Below are 23,519 nucleotides of genomic sequence, written 5' to 3'. Positions count from 1 at the left end.
GAACGAGCGGCGCCTGGAGAGGACATATAGAATCCAGCCGATCTGCCGTGCCCCGCAGGTTTGGCCTATATGGTCGTCCATCGTGATCGTCTTCGCCACGGTGGTCGGCACGGACTCACCACAGCAGGCTCCTGACGAGGCATCAGATCACCCGCGGTGCGTGGACGGGGGCGCACGGCAAGGATCACGCGTCGCGCCGTTGCGCTGGGTGTGCTCCCGAAGGCCGAAAAACGTCCACTTACTGGGCCATTGGCCCGGCCGGAGCGCTGACGCTGCTGACTAAAACACCACCGGCAGGGCAGACTTGGCTATCTGGAATCACCGGGACCGGGGAGGGGGCGGCCATGGCCAACGACGACGAGACGAAAGCACTGCGCTTCGCCGTGCTCGGTCCCGTTCGTGCATGGCGCGGCGAGGAGCCCCTTCCGGTCGGCACGCCGCAGCAGCGCGCGATGCTCGCGGCGCTGCTGCTGCGCGGTGGCCGCACGGCCACGGCCCAGGAACTGGTCGACGGCATCTGGGGTGAGGACCCGCCGCCGCGGGCGGTGTCCGCACTGCGGACGTACGCGTCCAGGCTGCGCCGGACCCTCGGTGCGGACGCGCTGGTCAGCGAGGCCGGCGGCTACGCGATCCGGGCCCACGGCACGGAGGTCGACATCGCCACCGCCGAGGAACTGGTCCGCTCCGCGGAGGCCGCGGCCGCCTCCGGAGACGCCACGCAGGCACGGGAGCTGTACGCGGGTGCGCTGGCCCAGTTCACCGGCGAACCGCTCGGCGGTGTGCCCGGCCCGTACGCCGACTGGCACCGCGACCGCCTCGAAGAGCTGCGCCTGACCCTGCTGGAACACCGCATCGAGCTGGACCTCGACGCCGCCCGGCACGCGGAGGCCGTCTCGGAGCTGACGGCGCTGACCGCAGGTCACCCGCTGCGGGAACGGTTCCGCGAACTGCTGATGCTCGCCCTCTACCGCAGCGGCCGGCAGGCGGAGGCCCTCGCGGTCTACGCGGACACCCGCCGCCTGCTCCAGGACGAACTGGGCGTCGACCCCCGCCCCGAGCTGGCCGAGCTGCAGCAGCGCATCCTGCAGGCCGACGAGGAACTGGCCGCCCCGAAGGCCGAACCCCAGACGGGGGAGGCGCCCTTCCGCGTCGTACGCCCCGCACAGTTGCCGGCGACGGTCTCGGACTTCACCGGCCGCGTCAGCGTCGTGGAGGAACTGGGCAAGGAACTGGCGAACGCGCCGGACACGGTGATGGCGGTCTCCTCGGTGTCGGGTATCGGCGGAGTCGGCAAGACCACCCTGGCGGTGCACGTCGCGCACGCCGCGCGGGAGTCCTTCCCCGACGGCCAGCTCTACGCGGACCTCCAGGGCTCGGGACCGTCCCCGGCCGAACCGGCCGCGGTCCTCGGCGCGTTCCTCCGCGCCCTCGGCACCCCGGACGCCGACATTCCGGAACCGGTCGACGAACGCGCGGCCCTCTACCGCTCCGTCCTCGCCGGCCGCCGCATACTCACCCTCCTCGACAACGCCCGCGACGCCGCCCAGGTTCGCCCTCTCCTCCCCGGCACGGAGGGCTGCGCGGCCCTGATCACGTCCCGCACGAGGATGACGGACCTGGCCGGCGCCCACCACGTCGACCTCGACGTGATGGCCCCGGACGAAGCCCTCCTGCTCTTCACCCGCATCGTCGGCGCGGAGCGCGTCGGCCTGGAACGCGATGCCGCCATGGACGTCGTAGCCGCCTGCGGCTTCCTCCCCCTGGCCATCCGCATCGCGGCCTCCCGCCTGGCGGCCCGCCGCACGTGGACGGTGTCGGTGCTGGCCCGCAAGCTCTCCGACGAACACCGCCGCCTGGACGAACTCCGCGTCGGCGACCTGGCGGTGAAGGCCACCTTCGCACTGGGCTACGGCCAGCTCGAACCCGAACAGGCCCGCGCCTTCCGCCTCCTGGGTTTGGCCGACGGCCCGGACATCTCGGTCACGGCGGCGGCGGCGATCGTGGACCGCACGACGGAGGACGCCGAAGAACTACTGGAAGCCCTCGTCGACGCCAGCCTGGTGGAGTCGGCGGCCCCGGGCCGCTACCGCTTCCACGACCTGGTCCGGCTGTTCGCCCGCGACTGCGCGGAGCGCGAGGAGCCGCCGGCGGAGCGCGAGAGGGCGCTGTCGCGGCTGCTGGACTTCTACCTGGCGACGGCGGCGCGGGTGTACGAGCTGGACCGCCCGGGCGACAACCTCACCTCGCACCTCGCCCTCCAGGAGAACCGGGGCCTGCACTTCGCTGACCGGTACAGCGCACAGGACTGGCGGCTGGGCGAGGCGAACTGCCTGCTGGCCACCGCACGGCACCTCGGAGGCGAAGGCACCCTCGCCCGCGCCGTCGACCTCCTGATGGTGACCGTCGACCTGGCCGAGTCAGGTACGTACTCGCACCAGTTCTCGCAGGTCACGGGCCACTTGCTGAAGGCCGCACAGCGCCTGGGCGACCATCGCAGCGAGGGCCGGGCGCACGATGTGCTGTCCGCCTCGCACCTTGGCTCAGGCCGCTTCGAGCAGGCGGACAAGCACGCCGCGGAGGCCATGCGGCTGGCGCGCGCAAGCGGAGATGCAGTCATCTGCGGCCATGCCGCCTCTGATCGAGGCATCATCGCTGACCTCCAGGGACGCTCCGACGAAGCCGCAGTCCACTTGGAGGACGCCCTCGCCGCGTACCGCGCCGACGGGAATCTTCTCGGTGAGGCCAGCGCGTTGGCGAACCTGTCCCGCATGCACGGCGACGCCGGCCGGACCGCACTCGCCGTCGAACTCGCTCAGGAGTCTCTTGCGCTCCACCACAAGCTCGGGTCGAGCTTCCGGATGGCCAACTGCATGTACGCCCTCGGCATCATCCTCACCGTGGCCGGCCGGCCGGACGACGCACTCGCTCAACTCGAGGCGGCGCTGAAGCTCTTCCGCGAGAACCGGATGCACCTCTGGTACGGCATGACCCAGTTCCGGATGGCGGAGGCGCATCTGACCGCCCAGCGGCCCACCAAGGCCGCCACACTCGCCGAACAGTCGCTCACCCGGCTCCAGGGCATCGGCGGCGACTGGCACCGCGCGCAGGTGCTCACAGCCCTCGGCCGAAGCCTTCATGAGCTCGGGCAGATAGGGCGCGCGCAGGCATGCTGGAGCGAGGCCGCAACCCTTCACGAGAAGACGAACTCCGCGGAGGCGGCGGAGGTACGGGCCCTCCTGGAACCCGCCACGACTGCCTGAGCGTCTTCTGTACGAAGTCATTCATCGAACGTTTATCACCAGCCGTCATGCTCTTTGTCAGTGACTCGTCACGTCGGGGGAATGGCGGGTCACGCGGGGCCGCTCCCCCGGCACGACAGGGGAAGAGCGGCCACGTAAGCCCGTCCGGCGATCCGCGGGGGAGTCGCCGGGCGGGCGGCTGCGGAACGCCCAAAGGAAAAGACAGGGGGAGCAAGATGCCGGACGAGAAGAAGTCGACCGAGGCCGAGGTGGAGCGGAACAAGCGCAGGACCGTTCCGCCGCGCAAGATCGAGCCTACCGACACCGTCGAGCCGACACTGCCGGATGACCCGGCGAAGGACGACGATGAGGACGTCTTCAAGCCGCTCGACAGGCAGAAGCCCTGATAGGGCTTTAACAGAACGGCCCGAGGGGGGGCCAGACGGCCCGGTCGTGGCAGCAAGATGGGGACTGCTGCGGCCGGGCCTTTCCCTGCTTCGGAGCTCACCTTGCCTTCTCCCGGCCACGCCATCCGTAGACATCAGGCCGTGCAACTCGACGCCGGTGACCAAGCGCCGCGTTCTACGGCTGTCAGTCGGACGGGCTGGGCCTACCGGAAGCGATGACAGCAGGGTAAGGCCGGGAGTGTCGGGGCACGCCCGACGCTCCCACTGTCCCGCATGCTCCCACTGTCCCGCGGCGGCAGCAGACGGGGAGCCGGCGCTCTCAACGGACAGTCGGCGGCTCTTGATCGATGAGCTGGGCGTCGAGCCCGGCCCTGAGTCGGCGGAACTGCAGCAGCAGGTCCGCCGAGGGAGGTGAGCGGCCTGTGGCACTAGCGGCCACCACACCAGCCCGGTTGTGGCCTGCTCAATTGCCGGCTGGATTAGTGGACTTCACGGGCCGGGACGCGTTCGTGGACGAGCTGGCCAAGCAGTTGCAACAGGCGTCCGGCATGGTGATGGCGGTCTCGTCGGTCTCCGGCATCGGCGGAGTCGGCAAGACCGCCCTGGCGCTGCACGTCGCGCACGGCGTACGGGAGTCGTTCCCCGACGGCCAGCTCTACGCGGACCTCCAGGGCTCGGGGCCGTCGGCGCCGGCGGAACCGGCCGCCGTCCTCGGCGCGTTCCTTCGTTCCCTGGGCGTCCCGCACGTCGACATCCCCGAATCGCTGGCGGAACGCGCGGCTCTCTACCGGTCTTTGATCGCCGGCCGCCGTGTCCTGGCCCTGCTCGACAACGCCCACGACGCGGCCCAGGTACGCCCTCTCCTCCCCGGCACCGAGGGCTGCGCCGCGGTGATCACCTCCCGCGCCCGTATGGGAGACCTGGCCGGCGCCCACCATGTCGACCTGGACGTGATGGACCCGGACGAAGCTCTCCTCCTCTTCACCCGCATCGTCGGTGACCGCCGCGTCGCCCCGGAACGCGACGCGGCCATGGACGTCGTGGCCGCCTGCGGCTTCCTGCCGCTGGCGATACGCATCGCCGCGTCCCGCCTGGCGGTGCGCCGCACGTGGACCGTCGCGGTCCTTGCCCGCAAGCTCTCCGACGAACACCGCCGCCTGGACGAACTCCGCGTCGGCGGCCTCGCGGTCAAAGCCACCTTCGAAGTCGGCTACGGCCAGCTCGATCCCGAACAGGCCCGCGCCTTCCGTCTGATCGGCCTCATCGACGCTCCGGACATCTCCCTCCACGCGGCGGCCACCTTCCTCGACCGCCCCGAAGACGACACCGAGGACCTGCTCGAAACGCTGGTGGACACCAGCCTGCTGGAGTCCGCCGCCCCGGGCCGCTACCGCTACCACGACCTGCTCCGCCTCTTCGCCCGCACCTGCGCGGAGCGCGACGAGCCCCCGGCGGAGCGCGAAGCGGCAGAGCAACGCCTCCTGGACTTCTACCTGGCCACGGCAGCGCACGTGTACGGACTCGGTCGCCCCGGCGACACCCTCCCCAGGCATCTCGGCATCCCAGCCACCCACGGCCTGCACTTCGACACCCACCACGCGGCACTGGACTGGCTCTTCAGCGAAGCGGAGTGCCTGCTCGCCGCCGCCCGCCAGTTCGCCCGCGGCGATTCGCTGCCGCGCACCATCGAGTTGCTCCTCGCCGCCAAGGATCTCGCGGAGTCCGGCCCTTACTCCACCCGGTTCGTGCCCCTGGCCAGGGCGGCACTCCAGGCGGCCGAGGAGCGGGGCGACCTCCGCAGCCGGGCACGTGCCCACGTCGTCCTTTCGTTCGCCCATCAGTTCACGGGCCGGTTTGAGCTGTCGTACGAACACGCCGCCGCCGCCCACCGACTCGCCGCTGCCTGCGACGACAACTGGGTGGCCGGCGAGGCCGCGAACGACCGTGGCATCACGGCATCCCTCCTGGGGCACCTGGAGGAGGCTACGGACAGCCTCGAACAAGCCCTCGCCGCCTACCGCAAGGACGGGAACCGCGACGGGGAGTCCTGCGCGCTGCTCAACCTCGCCCGGATCCACAGCGACACGGGCTCGACGACCAGAGCTGTCGAGCTGGCCGAGCAGACCGTGGAGATCGACCGGAGGGCCGGCGCTCCGCTCCGCCTGGCGAACAGCAGGTACTCCCTGGGCATCGTGCTGCACTCCGCGGGCCGGCATCCCGAAGCACTCACCCAACTGGACACGGCTGCAGCGATCTACCGGGAGCACCGAAGGGAACTGTGGGAAGGACTGGCCTACCTCCGTATCGCTCAGGTCCACCTCGCCATGCGCGCGCCCGCGGAGTCGGCCTCGTACGCGGAAAGGGCCCTGTCCCGCTTCCGGGGAATCGGCGGCGACTGGCACCGCGGCAGCGTGCTGACCGTACTCGGCCGCGCCCTCGGCGAACTCGGCCAGCCCGACCGCGCCCAGGCATGTCTGTCGGAGGCCCGCCAACTCCGCGAGTCCGGATCGACGCAGGCGTTACAGGCATAGGCGCGCCACGGCGCGGTGGCCTTGAGGCCGGCCAGGGCATCAGTCCCGGGGTGCCCGGGAGCCCTCCAGCCCTCCGTTTCCCAGTGGCACGGCAGCCGCGAAGTATGCGGGCCGCCGCAGCAGCGTCAGGGGATCCGGACGGCCCGGCGCAATGCCGGCGATGACCTCGCCACCCTCCCACCGCGCCCCTGCGGCCACACCCCGTCCGCCCTGCACAGTGCTCGGCCGACGGGCCCGGCCGCCCCTGGGCGCGCCCTCAAAGGAAGCTTGACGTGGCCGTTAAGCAAACGTTCATCGGCCCCTGCCATTCTCTTCTCAGGCCCGCAACAGGGGGAAATGCCGGGCCGAGCGGTCGGCCGCTTTCTACACCGATGAGGTGAGCGGCCCACACGGTGCCCGTCCGATGACCTTCAGGGGAAGTCGTCGGACGGGCACCGTCCTCGTTTCCGCACGCGGGTCACGTACCGTCGGGTCCCGGAGCAGGAAGGAGCGCGCGCGTGGAACGGGACGTACGGTCCGTCGAAGACGTCCTGCGGCTGCTGGACGGGATGTTCGAGGCCCGGGCCGACCGGTGGAGCGGTCGGGGCGGCGGGTGGTGGGACGGCTTCTACGCGGACCGGGAGCGGAGGGTCCCGTTCTTCGCGAGCAAGCCCGACGAGAACCTCGCCACGTACCTCGACCGCGGCCTCGTCGCACCGGGCCGGGCGCTGGACCTCGGCTGCGGCCCCGGGCGCAACGCCGTGTTCCTCGCGCGGCACGGCTTCGACGTCGAGGCCGTCGACCTCTCCGCCTCCGCCGTCGCGTGGGGCGAGGAGCGGGCGCGCGAGGCGGGCGTGGAGGTGCGGTTCCACTGCGGTGACGCCTTCGACCTCGTGCGCGGCGAGCCCGATCGCGAACGCGCCGAGCCTGGTCTCGTACGCGGTGAGCCCGCCCCGCTGCGCGGCGGCCCGTACGACCTCGTCTACGACTCCGGCTGCTTCCACCACCTGCCCCCGCACCGCCGCGTCAGCTACCTCGCTCTGCTGCGCGAACATCTCGCCCCCGGCGGGCACTTCGGTCTCGTCTGCTTCGCGGCCGGGGCCGGAGGGATGGGCTCCGAGGTGTCCGACGCTGCGCTCTACGGGGACGGAGGGCTGCACGGCGGGCTGGCGTACACGCCGGAGTCGTTGCGGTGGATCTTCGGGGAGCGGGGGTGGGAGGAGGTCGAGGTGCGGCGGATGAGGGACGAGGGGGCGCAGTCGGCGTACTTGGGGGAGGCGTTCTTGTGGACGGCACTGTTCCAACGGGCGGTGTGAGTGGGCAGAGGACCCGCCGGGCCGCGGGAGGTGACTGCGGCGGTGGCATCGCTCCGCTGGCGCCGGTCCCGCCTCAGGCGGGGGTCCTGAACGCCTTTCTCGCCAGTTCCACCGCTTCCAGGCCGATTTCCCGCAGGCTGCCGCTGGCCGGTCGTGTGTAGCCCACGAAGTGCAGGCCCGCGGCGCCCTCCGGGGAGCGCCAGCTTCGCGTGCGCGGCAGGCCGGTGTCGTCGAGGACGTCGAGGTGGCCGACCATCTCCTCCAGGCCCCGTCGCCAGCCCGTCGCCGCGATCACCGCGTCGGGTTCCGCGCGTTCGCCGTCCGCCAGGATGACGCCGTCGGCGTCCAGGGCGGAAACCGCCGGGGCCGGGAGCACCCGGCGGTCGCGTACCGCCGCGGCCAGGCCCGTGTCGACGACCGGGACCGCCCCTTCGCGCAGCCGGGTGTAGAGGCCGCTCGCCGGGCGGGGGAGGCCGTACGCGCCGAGGTCCGGGATGCCGGTGTGGCTCACCCGGGCGGCGAGCCGGTCCACCGTGCGGGCGGGCAGCACGCGGCTCAGGCGCCGGCCCGTCACCGCGCACCAGCCGGCCGTCTGTCTGCGCACCAGGTGCGGCAGCGTCCGTACCGCCAGCCGCACCCGCTTCGCGCCGCCCTCCGCCAGTTCCACGGCTACCTCCGCGCCCGTGTTGCCCCCGCCGACGACGAGGACGTCCTTGCCCTCGTACGGGGCGGGGTTGCGGTAGTGCGCGGCGTGCAGCAGTTCGCCGCGGTACGCCTCGCGCCCCGGCCAGTCCGGTACGTACGGAGTGTGGCAGTAGCCTGTGGCGACGACGACGCGGCGGGTGTCGAGGACCCGGCCGCCGGTCGCCGCCACCCGCCAGCCGGGGCCGGTGCCGCCGGCCGCGCGGTCGATCCGCGCCACCTCCACGTTGTGCACGATCTCCAGCTCGTGGCCCTCCGCGTACTCCTCCAGGTAGTCCGCGAACCGGTCCCGCGCCACCCATCGCCCGTACCGGCGCGGGAGCGGCATGCCCGGCAGCCCCGACATTCCCCGCGGCGTGTGCAGCCGCAGCCCGTCGTAGTGCCGGCGCCAGGAGTCGCCGACCCGGGCGCCCCGTTCCAGGACCACGGCGCGGATCCCGGCCGCGCGCAGCGCCGCCGCGGTCGCGAGGCCCGCGGGTCCGCCGCCGACGACGAGCACCGGGCGGTCGTCCGGGCCGGCCGGCCGCCCGCGGTTTGCATGGACACGGTCATGAGACATGCCGGTGAGCGTAGTGCGGCGACGGCACGGTGAGGCGGCTTGCCCGGCTCGCTGCACTAACGATTCGGCAGCGGCTGGGCTGCGCCCTCATACCTGCTTCGGCGGCTTCCGCCCGGTCACCCCGAGGTGCACCAGCAGGGCGAGCGACGGCTTCAGGTCCGCCTGCTTCACCCCCCACGTCTGGAACGCCTTCTGGTGTGCCGCCACGCCCGCGAGCATCACGACCAGCGACCCGGCCACCGCCGCGGGCTGCACGGCCTCGTCGACCTTCCCCTTCGCCTGCAGCTCCTTGATCGACTCGGTGAGGGACTTGGTGACGGAGTTGAGGATCTTCATCCGGATCTTGTAGAACCGCTTGTCGCCTTCCGCGGCGCCCAGATCGACGACCCGCAGGATCGCGTCGTTCCGCCGCCAGAACCCGAGGAACCCGTCGACCAGTTCCTCCGCGGCCCGGGCGCCGGACTTGCCGGCCCACGAGCGGCCGGCGACCAGGCCGGTCAGGTCGGCGCCCTCCTTGGCCGTCCGGTCCGCCAGTTCCAGGACTGCGCCCTCGACGTCGGGGAAATACTGGTAGAAGGTCGCGGGTGACGTGCCCGCCCTGCGGGCGACGTCGATCACCTTCACGTCCCGGTACGGCGAGGAGTCGAGCATCTCCCCGAGGCATGCGAGCAACTTGGTGCGGGTCGCCTGGCCGCGCCGGCCGGCGACACGGCCGTCGACCGTCCGAACTTGACCTGTCATGCCGTCAGCTTACCGACGCGTGATCGAACCGCGATCTGACGAGGGCAAACGGGGAGGTCACACGGTCGGAAATGCGCGAATTGCCGCTCTCGAACAGAATTGACCCGACGTTCGGGGTATTTTCGCAAGAGCCGATGTCCCTTCCGGGTACGTTGGCGATGCGACCCGTCGCACGATCCCCGTCCCGCCAGTCCCCCATCACGCCATTCCCACCACGGTCCCATGGAAGGACGACGACGGCATGGACGCATTCGCCGAGGGCTCACCCTGCTGGGCCGACGCCACGCTGCCCGACCTCCGCGCCGGTGAGCGCTTCTACGGTGAGCTGTTCGGCTGGACGTTCACCGAGGGCGGCGCGGGTACGGGTTCCGGCCGCGGCTTCCCCCGGCACTCCCGGGCGCTCCTCGACGGCAGGCCGATCGCCGCGCTCGTCGCCAAGCGGGACGGCCGGATGCCCACCGCCTGGGGCATCCACCTGGCCTCCCCGGATCTCGACGGCACCGTGGAGAAGGTCCGGCGGGCCGGCGGCACCGTGCTCACCGAGCCGGTGGCGCGCTCGGAGGCCGGCCGCTCGGCGGTGGTCGCGGATCCGGACGGCGCGGTCTTCGCCGTCTGGCAGGCCGGTACGCGGCCGGGCTTCGGCGTGACCGACGTGCCGGGCGCTTTCTGCTGGGCCGAGGTCTACGTACGGAACGCCGACGCGGCCGACGCCTTCTACCCGGCCGTCTTCGGCTACGAGCTGACGGCTCCCCCGTTCGACGCGGGCGACTTCACGGCGTGGGCGCTGCCGGACTCCGGCCGGCAGGTGGCGGGGCGGGGGCTCGTCGGCGACGTGCTGCCGGCGGAGATGCCCCCGCACTTCCTCGTCCACTTCCGGGTGGCCGACGTCTCCGACGCGATGCGGACCGTACGGCGCGCGGGCGGGCGGGTGCTGGTGGACCGGCGGGAGATCCCGGGGGCGACGTTCGCGGTGGTGGTGGACAACCAGGGGGCGGTGTTCGCGGTGAGGGACGGGGCGTCCGGCGGCGAGGACGGCGAAGCCGGTGCCGGGCACGCCGCGGAGAGCGCCTCCGCCCCCGCCACCAGCACCGACGGGAGCTGATGCGGTGCCGTCCCGCGTCTCGCGGGCGGCGCGGCCCGCGGGGTTCGTGCGGACCCGGCGGTTCCAGGGGCGGCGGTGCCCGGAGCCGCCCCCCGGGTGAGCCCCGGCGTGTTCCGGAGTGGAGAATCGGCAGGCGTACTTTCGGGACTGACGGCCGTACGCCTGCGGTGAGAGGCTGCAGGGGGGCCCGGTTCCGGGAGCCCCCCACGGGGAGGTGGATGGTTACGTGGTCGAGCAGCTTGCGCAGCACGACCCGAGGCGGATCGGTCCTTTCGAGGTGCTCGGCAGGCTGGGCGCCGGCGGGATGGGTCTCGTCTATCTCGCGCGGTCGGCATCCGGCCGCCGCGTGGCGATCAAGACTGTCCGCACGGAGCTGGCCGAGGACCAGCTCTTCCGCGTGCGCTTCACCCGTGAGGTCGAGGCCGCGCGGGCCGTCAGCGGCTTCTACACCGCGCCCGTCGTCGACGCCGACCCGCGGGCCGCGGTGCCCTGGCTCGCCACCGCGTACATGCCGGCGCCGTCGCTGGAGGAGATGGTCAACGACTGCGGCCCGCTGCCGCCGCAGGCCGTGCGGTGGGTGGCCGCCGGGGTTGCGGAGGCGCTGCAGTCCATCCACGGCGCCGGGCTCGTCCACCGCGACCTCAAGCCGTCGAACGTGCTGATCCTGGAGGACGGGCCGCGCGTGATCGACTTCGGGATCGCGTCCGGGGTCTCCAACACGCGGCTGACCATGACCAACGTCGCCGTCGGCACACCCGCGTACATGTCGCCGGAGCAGGCGCGCGACTCGCGCAGCGTGACGGGCGCGAGCGACGTCTTCTCCCTCGGATCCACCCTCGTCTTCGCCGCCACGGGGCACGCGCCGTTCCACGGTGCGAACCCCGTCGAGACCGTGTTCATGCTGCTGCGCGAGGGGCCCGACCTGGAGGGGCTGCCGGACGAGCTGCGCCCGCTCATCGAGGCGTGCATGCAGATGACCGCCGAGCACCGGCCCACGCCGGAGGCGCTCCAGTCCGACCTGGCGCCGCACCTGTTCGGCGCCGCGGGCGACGACAGCGGTACGGCCTCGGCGTGGCTGCCGCGGACGGCGATCCGGATGATCGAGGCGCGCCGGGGGGCCGCGGCCACGCTGGGCGGGACCGGGCACGGCGGGTCGTCCGGGCGGAGCGGGGGGTCGCGGGGGTCCTCCGCCGCGCGCCGGTCGATGCCGCCGCGCCCCCCGCACCCGCCGGGGCAGCCGCCGGCCGTGTCGCCGTCCGCCGGGCCGGGGGCGGGGGCGCCGCCGCAGTCGGCTCCCCGTTCCGTACCGCAGCCGGCACCGCACTCCGCGCCGCACTCCGCCCCGGGGCGGCACGCCGGGCCGCCCGGGCCCGGCTCTCCCCACGGCCCCGGCGGCCCCGGTGGTGCGGGGCCCGCCCACGCCGCACCGGCCGGTGCTCCGGCAGCCCCGCCCGCGGCACCGCCGGAGCACGTCCCGGCGCAGCCCGGGAACGCGGTGTCCGCGGCACAGCAGCATGCTCCCGGCGCCGAGGTCCAGCTGGCCGGTGCCGCCGTGCCCATCGGCCCGGGGCCCCGCGTGGTGGACGCCCGCGCCGCGCGCGCCCGGGCCGCCGCGGACGGCGGGCTCGACCTGGGCTGGGCCCGGCCCCGCGGCTCGGCGGGGACGCAGGGGACCCACCAGGCGCCCGCCGCGCACTCCGGCGGCCATCAGCACGCCGCCTCCCCGCCCACCACCGCCCCGGCGCCCGGGACCGCGCCGCAGGAGCCGGCGCGGTGGCGGCCGTGGCGGTTCCGGATGTCCAACGACGTCTGGGGCAAGCCCGTCGTCTCCGGAAACCTGCTCTACGTCACCTCCTTCGAGGTCCACGCCCTGGACGTGACCAGCGGCAGGCGGCAGTTCAAGACCCGCGAGGTCGCCTGGTCCATGGCGCTGTCCGAGGGCCTGATCCACGCCTCGGACGGCCCCAGCCTGTACGCCCTCGACGCGGCGGACGGACGCGAGCGCTGGCGCCAGGGCACCGGCGGCTGGGTGTACTCTCTCCAGGTCGCCGCCGGCACCGTCGTCACCGGCACCCGCGGCGGCGGCCTGCAGGCCCGGCACGCGGCGACCGGCGAGCCGCTGTGGGAGCTGAACGGCGCCCAGACGGAGTTCGAGACGCAGGAGGCCGGGCCGCTGGCCCACGACGGCACCGTCTACGTCTGGGGCGAGGGCCGGCTGCGCGCCCTGGACGTCCGCTCCGGCGCCGAACGCTGGTCGTATCCCATCGGCGACGCCGCCGCCTGCGGCGGCGTCCCGGTGCGGCTGCTCCCGGTGGATGCCACCGCCGGTGCGGCCACGGGCCCGACGGTCTTCGCGGCGGCGGGCAAGCGGGTGCTCGCCCTGGACGCGGCGTACGGCACGCTGCGCTGGACGTTCGAGGCGCCGGCGGTGATCCTCAGCCCGCCCGCGTACGCCCCGGGCGCGGCCCTCACCGGCGGCGGCGTCTTCGTCGCCGACCACCTCGGCACGGTCTACGCCCTCGACGCCGCCGACGGACGCGAGCGCTGGCGCATCGCCACGGAGGCCCGCCAGTCCATCGAGCCCGTCCTCGTCGCCGACGGCCACGTGCACGTCGGCAGCGGCGCCGCCCTCTACACCCTCGACGCCGTCGCCGGCACCCCGATGTGGCGCTTCGCCACCCGCGGCGAGCTGATCGGCGCCCCGGTCACCGCGGACGGCCGCGTCCACTTCGGCTCCGCGGACCACTGCATCTATGCGGTCGACGCGGTCGGCGGGCAGCTCCGCTGGAAACTCGCCACGGATGGCGAGATCACCGGCTCCCCGGTCGTCGCCAACGGCGTCGTCTACGCCTGCAGCAAGGACCGCTGCGTCTACGCGCTGGACGCCGAGAAGGGCACCGCCCGCCGCTGACCCGGGGCGGCACGGCCGGGCTCAGCGCCGCAGGAGGTCGACCATGCCCTTCGGGTTCTCCGCCTCGTTCCGCTCCGCCAGGCTGCGGCGCATCAGCTCGAAGTAGGGGGTGAGGAGTTCCGTGCCGACGCCCTGCCCGTGGGCGGTGCCGAGGAAGGTGGGGATGCCGGCTACCTGCATGGCGAGGCCGGAGACCTCCTGCTCGCCGGCGCCGCCGGCGGTGAGTTCGGCGGCGATGCCGTGCGCGGCGGGGGCCATGGCCGTGAGCCAGCCGGTCAGCAGCCCGGCGAACGCCGCCGGGTCCACGTCCTCTCCGCGGATCAGGGCGAAGGCGTGCGTGATGCCGGCGAACATGCCGTACATGGCGCTCAGCAGCGCCACGTCCTGCAGCGCCGCGAAGCCCGGGTCCGCGCCGGCATAGGTGGCGCCGGCCGGGACCGCCAGCGTCGCGCGGTGCTCGTCGAACACCTCGCGCGGGCCGCTGTAGAGGACGTAGCCGCCGGATTCCGGGACGCCGATCATCGGCGGAACGGCCATGATCCCGCCGTCCAGGTAGCGCGCGCCCCGCTCGTTCGCCCAGGCCGCGCGGTCGCGGGCCTGGGCGGGGGTCGACGTGGTGAGGTTGACGACGTCCTTGCCGGTGAGGTCCGCGCCGGCCAGGACCTCGCCGACCGAGGCGTCGTCCAGCAGGCAGACGACGACCAGGGTGCCGGCCGCGACCGCCGCCGCGGCGGTGTCCGTCGTCCGGGCGCCCTCGGCGGCCAGTGCCGCGGCGCGGGCGGGGGTGCGGTTCCAGACGGTCGTCGGGTGACCGGCGGCGAGCCAGGTCCGGGCCAGCGCGGTGCCCATCGAGCCGAGGCCGAGGAGGGTCACGGGGGTGGTGTGTCCGTTCTGCGGTGTCATGACGACAATGCTGGTCACAGCCCTGTGGACGATCAAGTACGCACTTCGGAGTGGGTGGTTACCCTGGGGTGAGCGTGCACCTCGGCGGGGTGCGGAAGCGAGAGGGCAGAGCATGACCACGCTGAACCGGCCCGGTGCACCGGACGGCCACGTCTGCGGCATCGACGCCGCCATGGAGATCATCGGCGGCAAGTGGAAGGTACTGATCCTCTGGGCGCTGGACGATCGCCCCGCCCGCCGCTTCGGCGAGCTGCGCCGGCTGCTGCCGGGCATCACCGAGAAAGTCCTCACGTCGCACCTGCGCGAGATGGAGGCGGACGGGATCATCCGGCGGGTCTCGTACGAGGAGGTGCCGCCCCGCGTCGAGTACTCGCTGACGGACTCCGGTATCCGGCTGAACACCGCGCTGGTGCCGCTGGCGCAGTGGGGCGGCGAGTGGGTCGCCGCCGTGCGGTCGGCCGGCGGGGAAACCGGCGAGCGGACCGCCGGTTCCGTCGTCACGTGAATCCGCGCAACGCGCCGCCTCCCGCGAGATCGCCCCGGCCGCCGCCGTGACCACGGGGCCCCGTCCGGGACCCCGCCCCCCGCCGGGGCCCCGGACGGGGACCTCCCGCCCCCGTGTCGTACACGCCGCCGGTGGCCCGGCGGCCGGCCCTCCCCGAGTACCGGCCTGCGCTGCCGGATGCTTGCGGCGCCTGGACCGAGGGTGTCCGCGGCGGTGCCGCGCTGACAAGGCAATGCGGTGTTCGGGTGTGTTCGGAACGCTGCTCGCCTGTTCCGAACATGCGAGAACAAGGCCGGTTTCAGCTCGCCGGGCGGCCATGGTTGCCGCCATGCTGGGGTCATGAGCCAGGAGGAGGACGGCTTACCGCGATCGGGGTCGCCGGCGCCGCAGCCGGCGCGGCTTCGTACGCGGGCCGAATACCTGGCGGCGCTGCGGACGTTGCGTACGTGGTCCGGGCTGACGTACCGCGAGCTGGAGGCGAAGGCCCTCACGCACGCCGACTCCCTGCCCGCCAGCACGATAGCCACCACCCTCGGCCGCACGACGCTGCCCCGGGAGCGTTTCGTCGACGCTTTCACCCGTGCCTGCGGCCTGGCCGAGCAGGACGTCGGCGCGTGGCTGGAGGCGCGCCGCCGGATCGCGACCGGGGAGCATGCCGCCCCGCCGCCCGACGTGCCCCCGCCGGCCGGCGAGGACGATCCACCCGACACGCAGCCTTCCCGGGCCGTCCCGCGGTGGCGGTGGGCGGCGGCGCTGCTGGCGGCGGCCGGGATCGGCGCGGCGGTCACGCTGGGCGTACAGGCACTGCTGCCGGAAGCATCCGAACCGGGCGGATCGCGTGCCGCGGTCACCGGCGGTCCGGGGCTGAAGATCGAGGGTCTGGAGGATCTCAAGGCGGTGGGCAGTTGGGCGCAGATCCATCCGGCCCGTACGCCCGCGCTCTGTGTCACGGAGGGAACGGACCGCACGGAGCGCTACCGCACGGCGGTCGCCGCCCAGCAGCCCTGCGCGCAGGCCGTCCGGCCGCGGGTCTACCTCGAACCGGTCGGCGGCGGCGCGGTGCAGATCCAGTGGCACCATCCCGAGCACGGCATCGGCTGTCTGACCGTCATGACCGAAGGCCCCGGCCGCGGCCTGCTCGAACCCCGCGACGAGTGCGCCGAGGACGCCCCGGCGCAGCGCTTCCGCGTCGAGGCGGCCGGCGGGGAGGGCGCGACGCGCTTTCGCCTCCGGCCGGGCACCGGCGAGTGCCTGGCGCTGCGGGACGAGGACACCGCCCCCGGCGCCGAGATCGTCCTGCGCCGCTGCTCCGGCGCCGCGGACGAGGAGTTCGGGATCAGTCTGACCCCGCCGCCGTAGCCGCGCCGCCGGCGTACCGGGCGGCGAGGGCGGCGCCGCGGTCGCGCAGGGCCGTACGCAGCCACCCGGGCGCCAACGCCTCGGCGTCCGTCGCGAGTTGCCACACGGCCCACTCGGCGTGCCGCGCGTCCTGGAACGCCACCTCCAGCCGCAGCCGCCCGTCGGACTCCACCTCCTCGGCCAGCACGGCGAGCGCGGTGCCCACCAGTTCCTCGCGGCGTCGCGGGGTGAGGCGTACCGTCACGGCGACCTGCTCGCCACCGCTGCGGAACCGGGCGCTCCGTTCCTGCCAGGCCCGTTCGAGGTGGACGTGCGCGGGGCGCCGCGCCGGTTCGGGCAGCTCCTCGGCGGCGGTGACGCGCGAGAGGCGGTAGGTGCGGTCCTCGCCGGCCCGGGTGGCGAGCAGGTAGCCCTTGTCCCGTACGGTCACCAGGCCGATCGGGTCCACCGTGCGCCACGCCGCGGCGCGGCCCTCGGGTACGTAGCGGATCCGCAGCCTGCGCCCGGCGAACACGGCGCCGCGGAGGGCGGCCATCACCTCGTCCGGCACGTCCTCGGCGGTGAGCGGGCGGGCGAGGAGGTCGGTCTCGGGGTCGACGAGGAGCCGTTCGGCGACCCCGGCGGCGGTGTCGCGGTAGCCGGGCGGCAGCGCGTCGACCACCTTGAGCATCGCCGACGCGAGCGCCGAGCCGAGGCCGAACGCCTGCGCGCCGCGGCGCGATCCGGCGATGAGGAGAGCGAGGGCCTCTTCGTGGGTCAGCCCGGTCAGCTCCGTACGGAACCCGGGCAGCAGCGCGAACCCGCCGTGCCGCCCGCGCTCGGAGTGCACCGGGACGCCGGCCGCGGACAGCGCGTCGATGTCGCGCAGCACGGTGCGGGTGGAGACCTCCAGCTCGCGGGCGAGCGTGGCGGCGGAGAGCCGGCCGCGCTGGCGGAGCAGCAGGACCAGCGAGACCAGGCGATCGGCGCGCATACAAAAAATCTAGCAAGATATACGACACAGGTTGTCGTCATTTGTTGCGAGGCTGACGGCCATGGAACGTACAGCGATAAACCCGGTCACCTGGTCGACGGAGATGGGCTTCCACCAGGGCGAACTGGTCGCCGGTCACACCCGGACCCTCTTCGTCTCCGGCCAGACCGCCATGAGCCCCGAGGGCCGGCCGCAGCACACCGGCGACATGGCCGCGCAGCTCACGCTCGGCCTCGACAACCTCGAAGCGGTCCTCGCCGGGGCGGACATGTCCCTGGAGAACCTCGTCCGCCTCAACGTCTACACCACCGACGTCGACCTCCTCTTCCGGCACTACGGCGAACTGGCCGCCCGTCTGGCCGCGGCGAAGGCCGCCCCGGCGACGACGATGCTCGGGGTGACCCGCCTGGCACTCCCCACCCTGCTGGTGGAGCTGGAGGCCACCGCGGTCGCGTAGCCCGGTACGGGCCTGCCCGGCGGAGCCGCCGGGCAGGCCCGTACCCCGTGCCGGGAGGGCTCAGCGTTTGAGGGTGAAGGTGAAGTCCCCGGTGAGCCTGGCGGTGAGGCGGACGGCCGAGATGAGCCTCCCTTCGCCGATCAGGCGCTCCGCCTCGCCGCGCGTGAGCCCGCAGCCGTCGGCGATCAGCCGCACCGGCCGCACCGGGATCCGCGCCGCGAAGCGCACCGCGACGTCGATGACCTCGCGGTCCAGGTGATCCGTTCCGCCGGTGTCGAGGCGCCAGGCGCCGGTCCAGTCCAGCGCGATGCGGTTGCGGCGCAGGAGGGACGGATCCTGGAGCAGAGTGGCGGCCAGGTGGATGTCGTCGTGCTGGAGCCGGGCCAGGAGCCCGGGGGGTACGGAGCGTACGTTCACCCGCTCCAGGACGGTGAGCTTGGCGGTCTCCCCGCAGCCCGTACAGCGCACGAGGAGCCAGGCGTCGAGGAGTTTGTGATGGGCGTTGACACGAAAACTGCCGTTCGCCCGGAAGCGGCCGGACGCGCACGCGTGGCAGCGGCGGCGGACGAGCGGCAGGCGGGTGGGCATGACCAACCAGTCTGTGAGCACAGGAGTACACCGGTATCCGTGTGAGAAAACCGCAGCAAAAAGCAGCGCGGCGGCGCCCGCGGGAAGCGGCGCACGACGCGCGACCGTTCAGCGCTTGGGAGGTCTCACACGGTGTACAACGGCACGCCCTTGCCTCGACGACTCGGCCGCGCCCACGGTACGGGCCCGGGCCGGCCCCGCTCCACCGGATATCCCGCCCCCGAAAGACGTGGACGGACCGGCGGCGGTCACTTACTGTGTGACGGCACGCCCCGAGACCGGCGGAAGGAGGCGAGTGCCGTGACGTTCACCCTGATCCAGCGCTCCCCTCGTCCGCAGTCCGGCGTGGTTCGTAAGTCCTGACGGGAGCGCGCCGCACCGCACGTATCCCGGAGGAATCCATGACCGATCCGGTCATCCGCGCGCTCACCGAGAGCGACGCCCATCTCTTCGACGCCCTGCCCGACCCCCTCGGCGCCCGCGAAAGCCACCGCCGCACCCGGTTCCGTACGGACTGGAAGCGCGTCGCCCTGCGCGACGGCCGGGTCGTCGCCCGCGGGGCGTGGTGGGGCGGCCCCGACGACGACGAGCCCCTCACCATCAACTGGTTCGATGTGGCCGAAGGCGAGGAGGAGGCCGGGGCCCGGCTCCTGCGCTCGGCACCCCGGCAGGTCGACCTCGAAATCAACCTGCCCGGCGGCTGGCGCGACGACCCCGCTCTGCGCGCCGCCGCCCACACCCGCTTCGCCGCCGCCCGCGCGGCCGGGTACGACCTCCTCGTCGAGCGTTTCCTCTACCGCTGGACCCCCGACCGCGGCCTCCCCGAGCGCCGCGGCCGGCTGCGCTTCGGCGCCGAACCGGACGACGCCGTCTTCTTCGACGCCCTGCGCCGCATCCACTCCGTCACCCTCGACGCCCACGCGCTCAGGGCCATCGAGGAAGGCGGCCTCGACCGGGCCGCCCGGGAAGAGCTCGACTTCTTCCACTGGTGCCCCTCGCCCCGGGAGTGGTGGCAGACCGCGTACACGCCGGACGGCGACCTGGCCGGGATCCACATCCCCGCCCACAACCCCTCCGGCCCGACCATCGGGTTCATCGGCGTCGTCCCCGAACAGCGTGGCCACGGCTACGCCTACGACCTCCTCGCCGCATGCACCCACGTCCTCGTCGAGCACGGCGCGGAGTTCATCAGCGCCGCGACGGACCAGGGCAACTTCCCCATGGCCGCGAACTTCGCCAAGGCCGGCTATCCCGTCGTCAGGGAACGCGTCCACTTCCACCCGGCGGGCCCGGCGGCGTAACCCCGAAGGCCCACCCCGAAGGCGCAGCCCGGGAGGCCGGGGCCCGGCAGGAGGCCGGGCCCCGGCTCCCCGGCGCCTGCGGGCTCAGGCGCCCACGGTCCCGTCGACGCCCTCCCGCAGGAAGTCCGCGTGCCCGTTGTGGCGGCCGTACTCCAGGAGCACGTGCAGCATCACCATCCGCAGCGACACCTCCTCGCCCCACCGCGGCTGATACCCGGTCCGCTCCAGGGATCCGGCCGTCCGCTCGATCCGGCGCGAGTTCTCCACCTCGGCCTCCCAGGCGCCGAACGCCTCGGCCCTGGTCGAGCTGCCCGCGTCGTACGCCGCCTGGAAGTCGATCCGGTCGGACCAGACCATGGGCGCGTCGTGGTCGTCGAACACGCGGCGGAACCACGCGCGTTCCACCTCCGCCATATGCCGGACCAGACCGAGCAGCGAAAGCGTGGACGGCGGCATCGACTGCCGCCGCAGCTCCTCGTCGCTCAGCCCCGCGCACTTCATGGCGAGGGTGGCGCGGTGGTAGTCGAGAGAGGCCCGCAGCATCTCGCGCTCGCTTCCCGAACGGGGCGGTCCCACACGGTCGTCACCGGTCACCGGCCGTACTCCTCGCTCGTGCGTCTGCGGTTCCGGGCCAGTATCTCCCCGGGCGCACGGCTGCCGGGCCGCCGGACGGCGGCTAGGCGGCGCGGGGCGGTTCCTCGGGCCGGTCGGCGGAGGGCTCCGGGGATTCCCCCTCACCGGGCCGCCGGGGCTTGTCGGTGGTGGAGACGACATGGAGGTGGGCGTCGGTCGTCCTCCCCTCCGGGGTGAGGGGGCGGCGGCGCTGCTTGCCCCAGACACCGACGCCGATCAGCATGAACGCGCCGCCGAACACGGCGTTCGCCGTCCCGACGTCCAGCCCGGTGCCCTGGGTGTTGATCTTCACGCCGCCGACCAACTGGCTCTGCCGGAGCATCCACACCGCGGTGATGAACAACACCAGCAGCCCGGCGAGGACGACGAGGAGGCGCCAGCGCGTCAAGGTCCCGTAGAGGGCGATCAGCGCGGCGACCGCCATGGGCAGGAAGAGCGACCCGAAGAGCTGGGCACGGGTGTTCGAGATGCCGTCGAAGACGTCGCCCAGCCCGTAGTGCCGCCCGTCGCGGCCGTTGTACCAGGGGAGCCAGGCGCTCCAGACGACGGCCACAGCGCCGATCAGCACGAGGACGGATCCGGCGAGGTAGCGCTTCTTGTGGGCGGTGTTCTCCAGCATCTTCGTACTCCTCCGATGCCGTAGTCCCCCGTCCGACGCTACGTCCGCCTCTCCCCTCCCGCCACCGGAGGAGCGGCCGGCCGGGGGGGGCGGCGGGCCTACGCCGCCCGTACCTGCTCGTCCTGCCGGCCCTGCCTGACCACCAGCGACATCATCGCCGCCAGCGCGCACAGCCCGCCCGACGCCAGCCACACCATGTCGTACGAGCCCGTCACGTCGCGTGCCACACCGCCCAGCCAGGCGACCAGGGCCGCGCCGATCTGGTGGGAGGCGAGGACCCAGCCGAAGACGATCGCGCTGTCCTCCCCGAAGTGCTCCCGGCAGAGGGCGAGGGTGGGCGGGACGGTGGCGACCCAGTCGAGGCCGTAGAAGACGATGAAGAAGATCATCGGCGGGTGGATCGACGGGCCGAGCAGCAGCGGCAGGAACATCAGGCTCAGGCCGCGGAGCCCGTAGTAGACCGCGAGCAGCCGGCGGGCGTCGTGGCGGTCGGTGAGCCAGCCGCTGGCGATCGTGCCGATGATGTCGAAGATGCCGACGACCGCGAGGAGCGAGGCCGCTGCGGTCATGGCCATGCCGTGGTCGTGGGCGGACGGCACGAAGTGGGTGCGGATGATGCCGTTGGTGGACGCCCCGCAGATGGCGAACGCGCCGCAGAGCAGCCAGAACGTACCGCTGCGCGAGGCGTCGCGCAGGACGCGCAGAGCGCGTCCCGCGGCGCCGTGCTGGGGCGGCGGCTTGGGGACGAACTCCTCGGAGCCGTAGGGGGCGAGACCGACGTCGGCGGGGTGGTCGCGCAGGAGCAGCCAGACGAAGGGGACGGCAGCCGCGGAGACCAGCGCGACCGTCACCGTGGCCGGCCGCCAGCCGTGGCTCTCCACGATCCAGGACAGCAGGGGGAGGAAGACCAGTTGGCCGGAGGCGGTGGCGGCGGTGAGGAGGCCGGTGACCAGGCCCTTGTGCCTGACGAACCAGCGGTTGGTGACCGTGGCGGAGAAGGCGAGGGCCATGGAGCCGGTACCGAGACCGATGAGCAGGCCCCAGTAGAGGATCAGTTGCCAGCTCGCCGTCATCCAGTGGCTGAGCAGGGCGCCCGTGGCGATCACCAGGAGCGCGGCGGCCACCACGCGGCGTATGCCGAAGCGGTCCATGAGCGCGGCGGCGAAGGGGGCGGTGACGCCGTACAACGTCAGATTGACCGAGGCCGCGAGGCCGATCGTGCCCCGGGACCAGCCGAACTCGTCGTGGAGGGGGCCGATCAGCAGCCCGGGGAGCGCGACGAAGGAGGCGGCGGCCACGACGGTCACGAAGGTCACCGCCGCGACGAACCAGGCGCGGTGCACGCCCCGCCCGGCGGAGCGCTTGGCCGGAGCGGGCGCGGGGACGGAAGCGGGGAGGCCAGGGCTGCCGGTCTCGGTTTCGGTCTCGGTCTCGGTTTCGGTCTCGCGCTCGGTTTCGGTCTCGCGCTCGGTTTCGGTCTCGGTTCCGGTGCGGGCGGAGGGTGCGGGTGGCTGCGTCACCAGTCGAGGATGGGCGCGAGGGGCACGGTCGTACGAGTGGCCCGAGGGTCAAGGTGTGCAAGGATTGGGCCATGACCCTGGTCCAGCGCCCCACCCCGTCACGGCTGAAGGCCCCGGTGCCCGTGTTCCGGCACCCGGAGCGGCATCCTGTCGCGGTCTTCGTGCGGCACGGGATGCTGCCCATCGAGCTGGGTATCGTCCACCGCCTCTTCGGCAAGTCCCGCAGTGCGTCGGGGGACCCGTTGTACGAGGTGGTGACCTGTACGGTCGCGCCGGGTGAGGTGCGTACGGACGCGGACGTGAGCATCAACGTGCGGTACGGGCCGGAGGCGCTGGCGGAGGCCCGTACGGTGATCGTGCCCGCGTCGCACGAGACGGACGAGGCGTACACGCACGGGCGGCTGCCGGAGGAGGTGGCGGGCGCGCTGGCGTACCTGCGGCCGGAGACACGGATGGCGTCGATCTGCACCGGGGCGTTCGTGCTCGCCTCCGCCGGGCTCCTCGACGGACGGCCGGCGACGACGCACTGGGCGTCGGGAGACCGGTTCCGGACGCTGTTCCCGAAGGTGCGCTTCGACCCCGACGTGCTGTACGTGGACGACGGCGACGTGCTGACGTCCGCGGGGGTGGCCTCCGGGGTCGACCTGTGCCTGCACATGATCCGGCTCGACCACGGCTCCGCCGTGGCCAACGACGTGGCGCGGCGCACCGTCGTACCGCCGCACCGGGACGGCGGGCAGGCGCAGTTCGTCCGCCGGCCGGTACCGGAGCCGGCGGTGTCGACGACGGCGAAGGCGCGGGCGTGGGCGCTGGCGCGGCTGCACGAGCCGCTGGCGCTGCGGGACTTGGCGGCGTGCGAGTCGATGTCGGTGCGGACGTTCACGCGGCGGTTCCGCGACGAGGTGGGAATGAGCCCGGGGCAGTGGCTGACGGTGCAGCGGCTGGAGCGGGCACGGCACTTGCTTGAGGACACGGACCTGGCGGTGGACCGTATCGCGGCGGACGCGGGATTCGGGACGGCGGCGTCGCTGCGGCAGCACATGCAGGCGGCGCTGGGGGTGTCACCCAGTGCGTACCGGCGCACCTTCCGCGCGGAGGGGGCCGGCGCCGCCGCTTGAGGCGGGGCGGCCGCTTGCGCCGGGGCAGTCGCTTGAGGCGGGTCGGTCGGCGTCGG

18 protein-coding genes and 1 pseudogene are annotated in these 23,519 nt (G+C 73.3%); 11 read left to right on the top strand and 8 right to left on the bottom strand.

The annotated features are described in order from the left end of the window. The first annotated feature begins 344 nt into the window (after positions 1 to 344). From afsR to I003_RS0105665, 4 genes and pseudogenes are all read left to right on the top strand, one after another. Positions 345 to 3,260: an SARP-family global regulator AfsR gene (afsR, locus tag I003_RS0105680; protein ID WP_027770625.1), complete on the top strand. Its 2,916-nt coding sequence runs from the start codon at positions 345 to 347 to the stop codon at positions 3,258 to 3,260. A 215-nt stretch (positions 3,261 to 3,475) separates the two neighbouring features. Further along, positions 3,476 to 3,646 carry a hypothetical protein gene (locus I003_RS35915; protein ID WP_158688939.1) on the top strand — a complete coding sequence of 57 codons (171 nt, stop codon included), beginning with the start codon at positions 3,476 to 3,478 and terminating at the stop codon, positions 3,644 to 3,646. Between the two features lie 313 nt (positions 3,647 to 3,959). Then, positions 3,960 to 6,177 (top strand): annotated as a pseudogene (locus tag I003_RS31540) (ATP-binding protein); the annotation flags it as partial. 497 nt (positions 6,178 to 6,674) lie between these two features. Continuing rightward, entirely contained in the window at positions 6,675 to 7,472 is a 798-nt protein-coding gene (locus tag I003_RS0105665) for a class I SAM-dependent methyltransferase (RefSeq protein ID WP_027770624.1), read from the top strand. A gap of 73 nt (positions 7,473 to 7,545) precedes the next feature. Here the strand turns inward: I003_RS0105665 and I003_RS0105660 are convergent, their stop codons facing one another. Together I003_RS0105660 and I003_RS0105655 are read right to left on the bottom strand one after the other, a co-directional pair. After that, positions 7,546 to 8,733 carry a flavin-containing monooxygenase gene (locus I003_RS0105660; protein WP_027770623.1) on the bottom strand — a complete coding sequence of 396 codons (1,188 nt, stop codon included), beginning with the start codon at positions 8,731 to 8,733 and terminating at the stop codon, positions 7,546 to 7,548. An 87-nt stretch (positions 8,734 to 8,820) separates the two neighbouring features. Continuing rightward, positions 8,821 to 9,474 (bottom strand): TetR/AcrR family transcriptional regulator, encoded by a 654-nt coding sequence (locus I003_RS0105655; protein WP_027770622.1) that lies wholly within the window; start codon positions 9,472 to 9,474, stop codon positions 8,821 to 8,823. A 241-nt stretch (positions 9,475 to 9,715) separates the two neighbouring features. Here I003_RS0105655 and kbpA point away from each other — a divergent pair, with 241 nt between their 5' ends. Together kbpA and afsK are read left to right on the top strand one after the other, a co-directional pair. Further along, positions 9,716 to 10,576, top strand: a complete 861-nt coding sequence (kbpA, locus tag I003_RS0105650; RefSeq protein WP_027770621.1) for an AfsK-binding protein KbpA — start codon at positions 9,716 to 9,718, stop codon at positions 10,574 to 10,576. 226 nt (positions 10,577 to 10,802) lie between these two features. Next, entirely contained in the window at positions 10,803 to 13,487 is a 2,685-nt protein-coding gene (afsK, locus tag I003_RS0105645; protein ID WP_027770620.1) for a serine/threonine-protein kinase, read from the top strand. 21 nt (positions 13,488 to 13,508) lie between these two features. Here afsK and I003_RS0105640 read toward each other — a convergent pair whose 3' ends face one another. Then, on the bottom strand, positions 13,509 to 14,390 hold the full coding sequence (locus I003_RS0105640) for an imine reductase family protein (RefSeq protein ID WP_027770619.1): 882 nt from the start codon (positions 14,388 to 14,390) through the stop codon (positions 13,509 to 13,511). Between the two features lie 112 nt (positions 14,391 to 14,502). Here I003_RS0105640 and I003_RS31535 point away from each other — a divergent pair, with 112 nt between their 5' ends. Together I003_RS31535 and I003_RS0105630 are read left to right on the top strand one after the other, a co-directional pair. Next, positions 14,503 to 14,895, top strand: a complete 393-nt coding sequence (locus I003_RS31535; protein ID WP_106966254.1) for a winged helix-turn-helix transcriptional regulator — start codon at positions 14,503 to 14,505, stop codon at positions 14,893 to 14,895. A gap of 339 nt (positions 14,896 to 15,234) precedes the next feature. After that, the gene (locus I003_RS0105630; protein ID WP_027770618.1) at positions 15,235 to 16,254 is read left to right on the top strand and encodes a helix-turn-helix domain-containing protein; all 1,020 of its coding nucleotides are present in this window, start codon (positions 15,235 to 15,237) and stop codon (positions 16,252 to 16,254) included. Here the strand turns inward: I003_RS0105630 and I003_RS0105625 are convergent. Beyond that, complete coding sequence (locus I003_RS0105625) at positions 16,232 to 17,227, bottom strand: HTH domain-containing protein (RefSeq protein WP_027770617.1); 996 nt, start codon at positions 17,225 to 17,227, stop codon at positions 16,232 to 16,234. The genes I003_RS0105630 and I003_RS0105625 overlap by 23 nt on opposite strands. A gap of 61 nt (positions 17,228 to 17,288) precedes the next feature. Here I003_RS0105625 and I003_RS0105620 point away from each other — a divergent pair, with 61 nt between their 5' ends. Further along, positions 17,289 to 17,684: a RidA family protein gene (locus tag I003_RS0105620; RefSeq protein ID WP_027770616.1), complete on the top strand. Its 396-nt coding sequence runs from the start codon at positions 17,289 to 17,291 to the stop codon at positions 17,682 to 17,684. A gap of 60 nt (positions 17,685 to 17,744) precedes the next feature. Here I003_RS0105620 and I003_RS0105615 read toward each other — a convergent pair whose 3' ends face one another. Next, positions 17,745 to 18,272, bottom strand: a complete 528-nt coding sequence (locus I003_RS0105615) for a DUF1062 domain-containing protein (RefSeq protein WP_037720154.1) — start codon at positions 18,270 to 18,272, stop codon at positions 17,745 to 17,747. Positions 18,273 to 18,673: 401 nt separating this feature from the next. Between I003_RS0105615 and I003_RS0105610 the strand changes: the two genes are divergently transcribed. Further along, on the top strand, positions 18,674 to 19,573 hold the full coding sequence (locus tag I003_RS0105610; RefSeq protein ID WP_027770614.1) for a GNAT family N-acetyltransferase: 900 nt from the start codon (positions 18,674 to 18,676) through the stop codon (positions 19,571 to 19,573). An 84-nt stretch (positions 19,574 to 19,657) separates the two neighbouring features. Here I003_RS0105610 and I003_RS0105605 read toward each other — a convergent pair whose 3' ends face one another. The 3 genes from I003_RS0105605 to I003_RS31525 form a co-directional block, all read right to left on the bottom strand. Then, a complete protein-coding gene (locus I003_RS0105605) occupies positions 19,658 to 20,167 on the bottom strand; it encodes a DinB family protein (protein WP_027770613.1) in 510 nt (169 codons plus the stop codon). A gap of 82 nt (positions 20,168 to 20,249) precedes the next feature. Next, positions 20,250 to 20,825 (bottom strand): hypothetical protein, encoded by a 576-nt coding sequence (locus I003_RS31530; RefSeq protein ID WP_051368105.1) that lies wholly within the window; start codon positions 20,823 to 20,825, stop codon positions 20,250 to 20,252. Positions 20,826 to 20,923: 98 nt separating this feature from the next. Further along, entirely contained in the window at positions 20,924 to 22,345 is a 1,422-nt protein-coding gene (locus I003_RS31525; protein ID WP_486584099.1) for an MFS transporter, read from the bottom strand. Between the two features lie 71 nt (positions 22,346 to 22,416). Between I003_RS31525 and I003_RS0105590 the strand changes: the two genes are divergently transcribed. Then, on the top strand, positions 22,417 to 23,463 hold the full coding sequence (locus I003_RS0105590) for a helix-turn-helix domain-containing protein (protein WP_051368104.1): 1,047 nt from the start codon (positions 22,417 to 22,419) through the stop codon (positions 23,461 to 23,463). Positions 23,464 to 23,519: the final 56 nt, after the last annotated feature.

The organism is Streptomyces sp. CNQ329, from assembly GCF_000482585.1.
The sequence above is the reverse complement of the archived record's forward strand: the minus strand, read 5'-3'. Positions and strand labels throughout refer to the sequence as shown.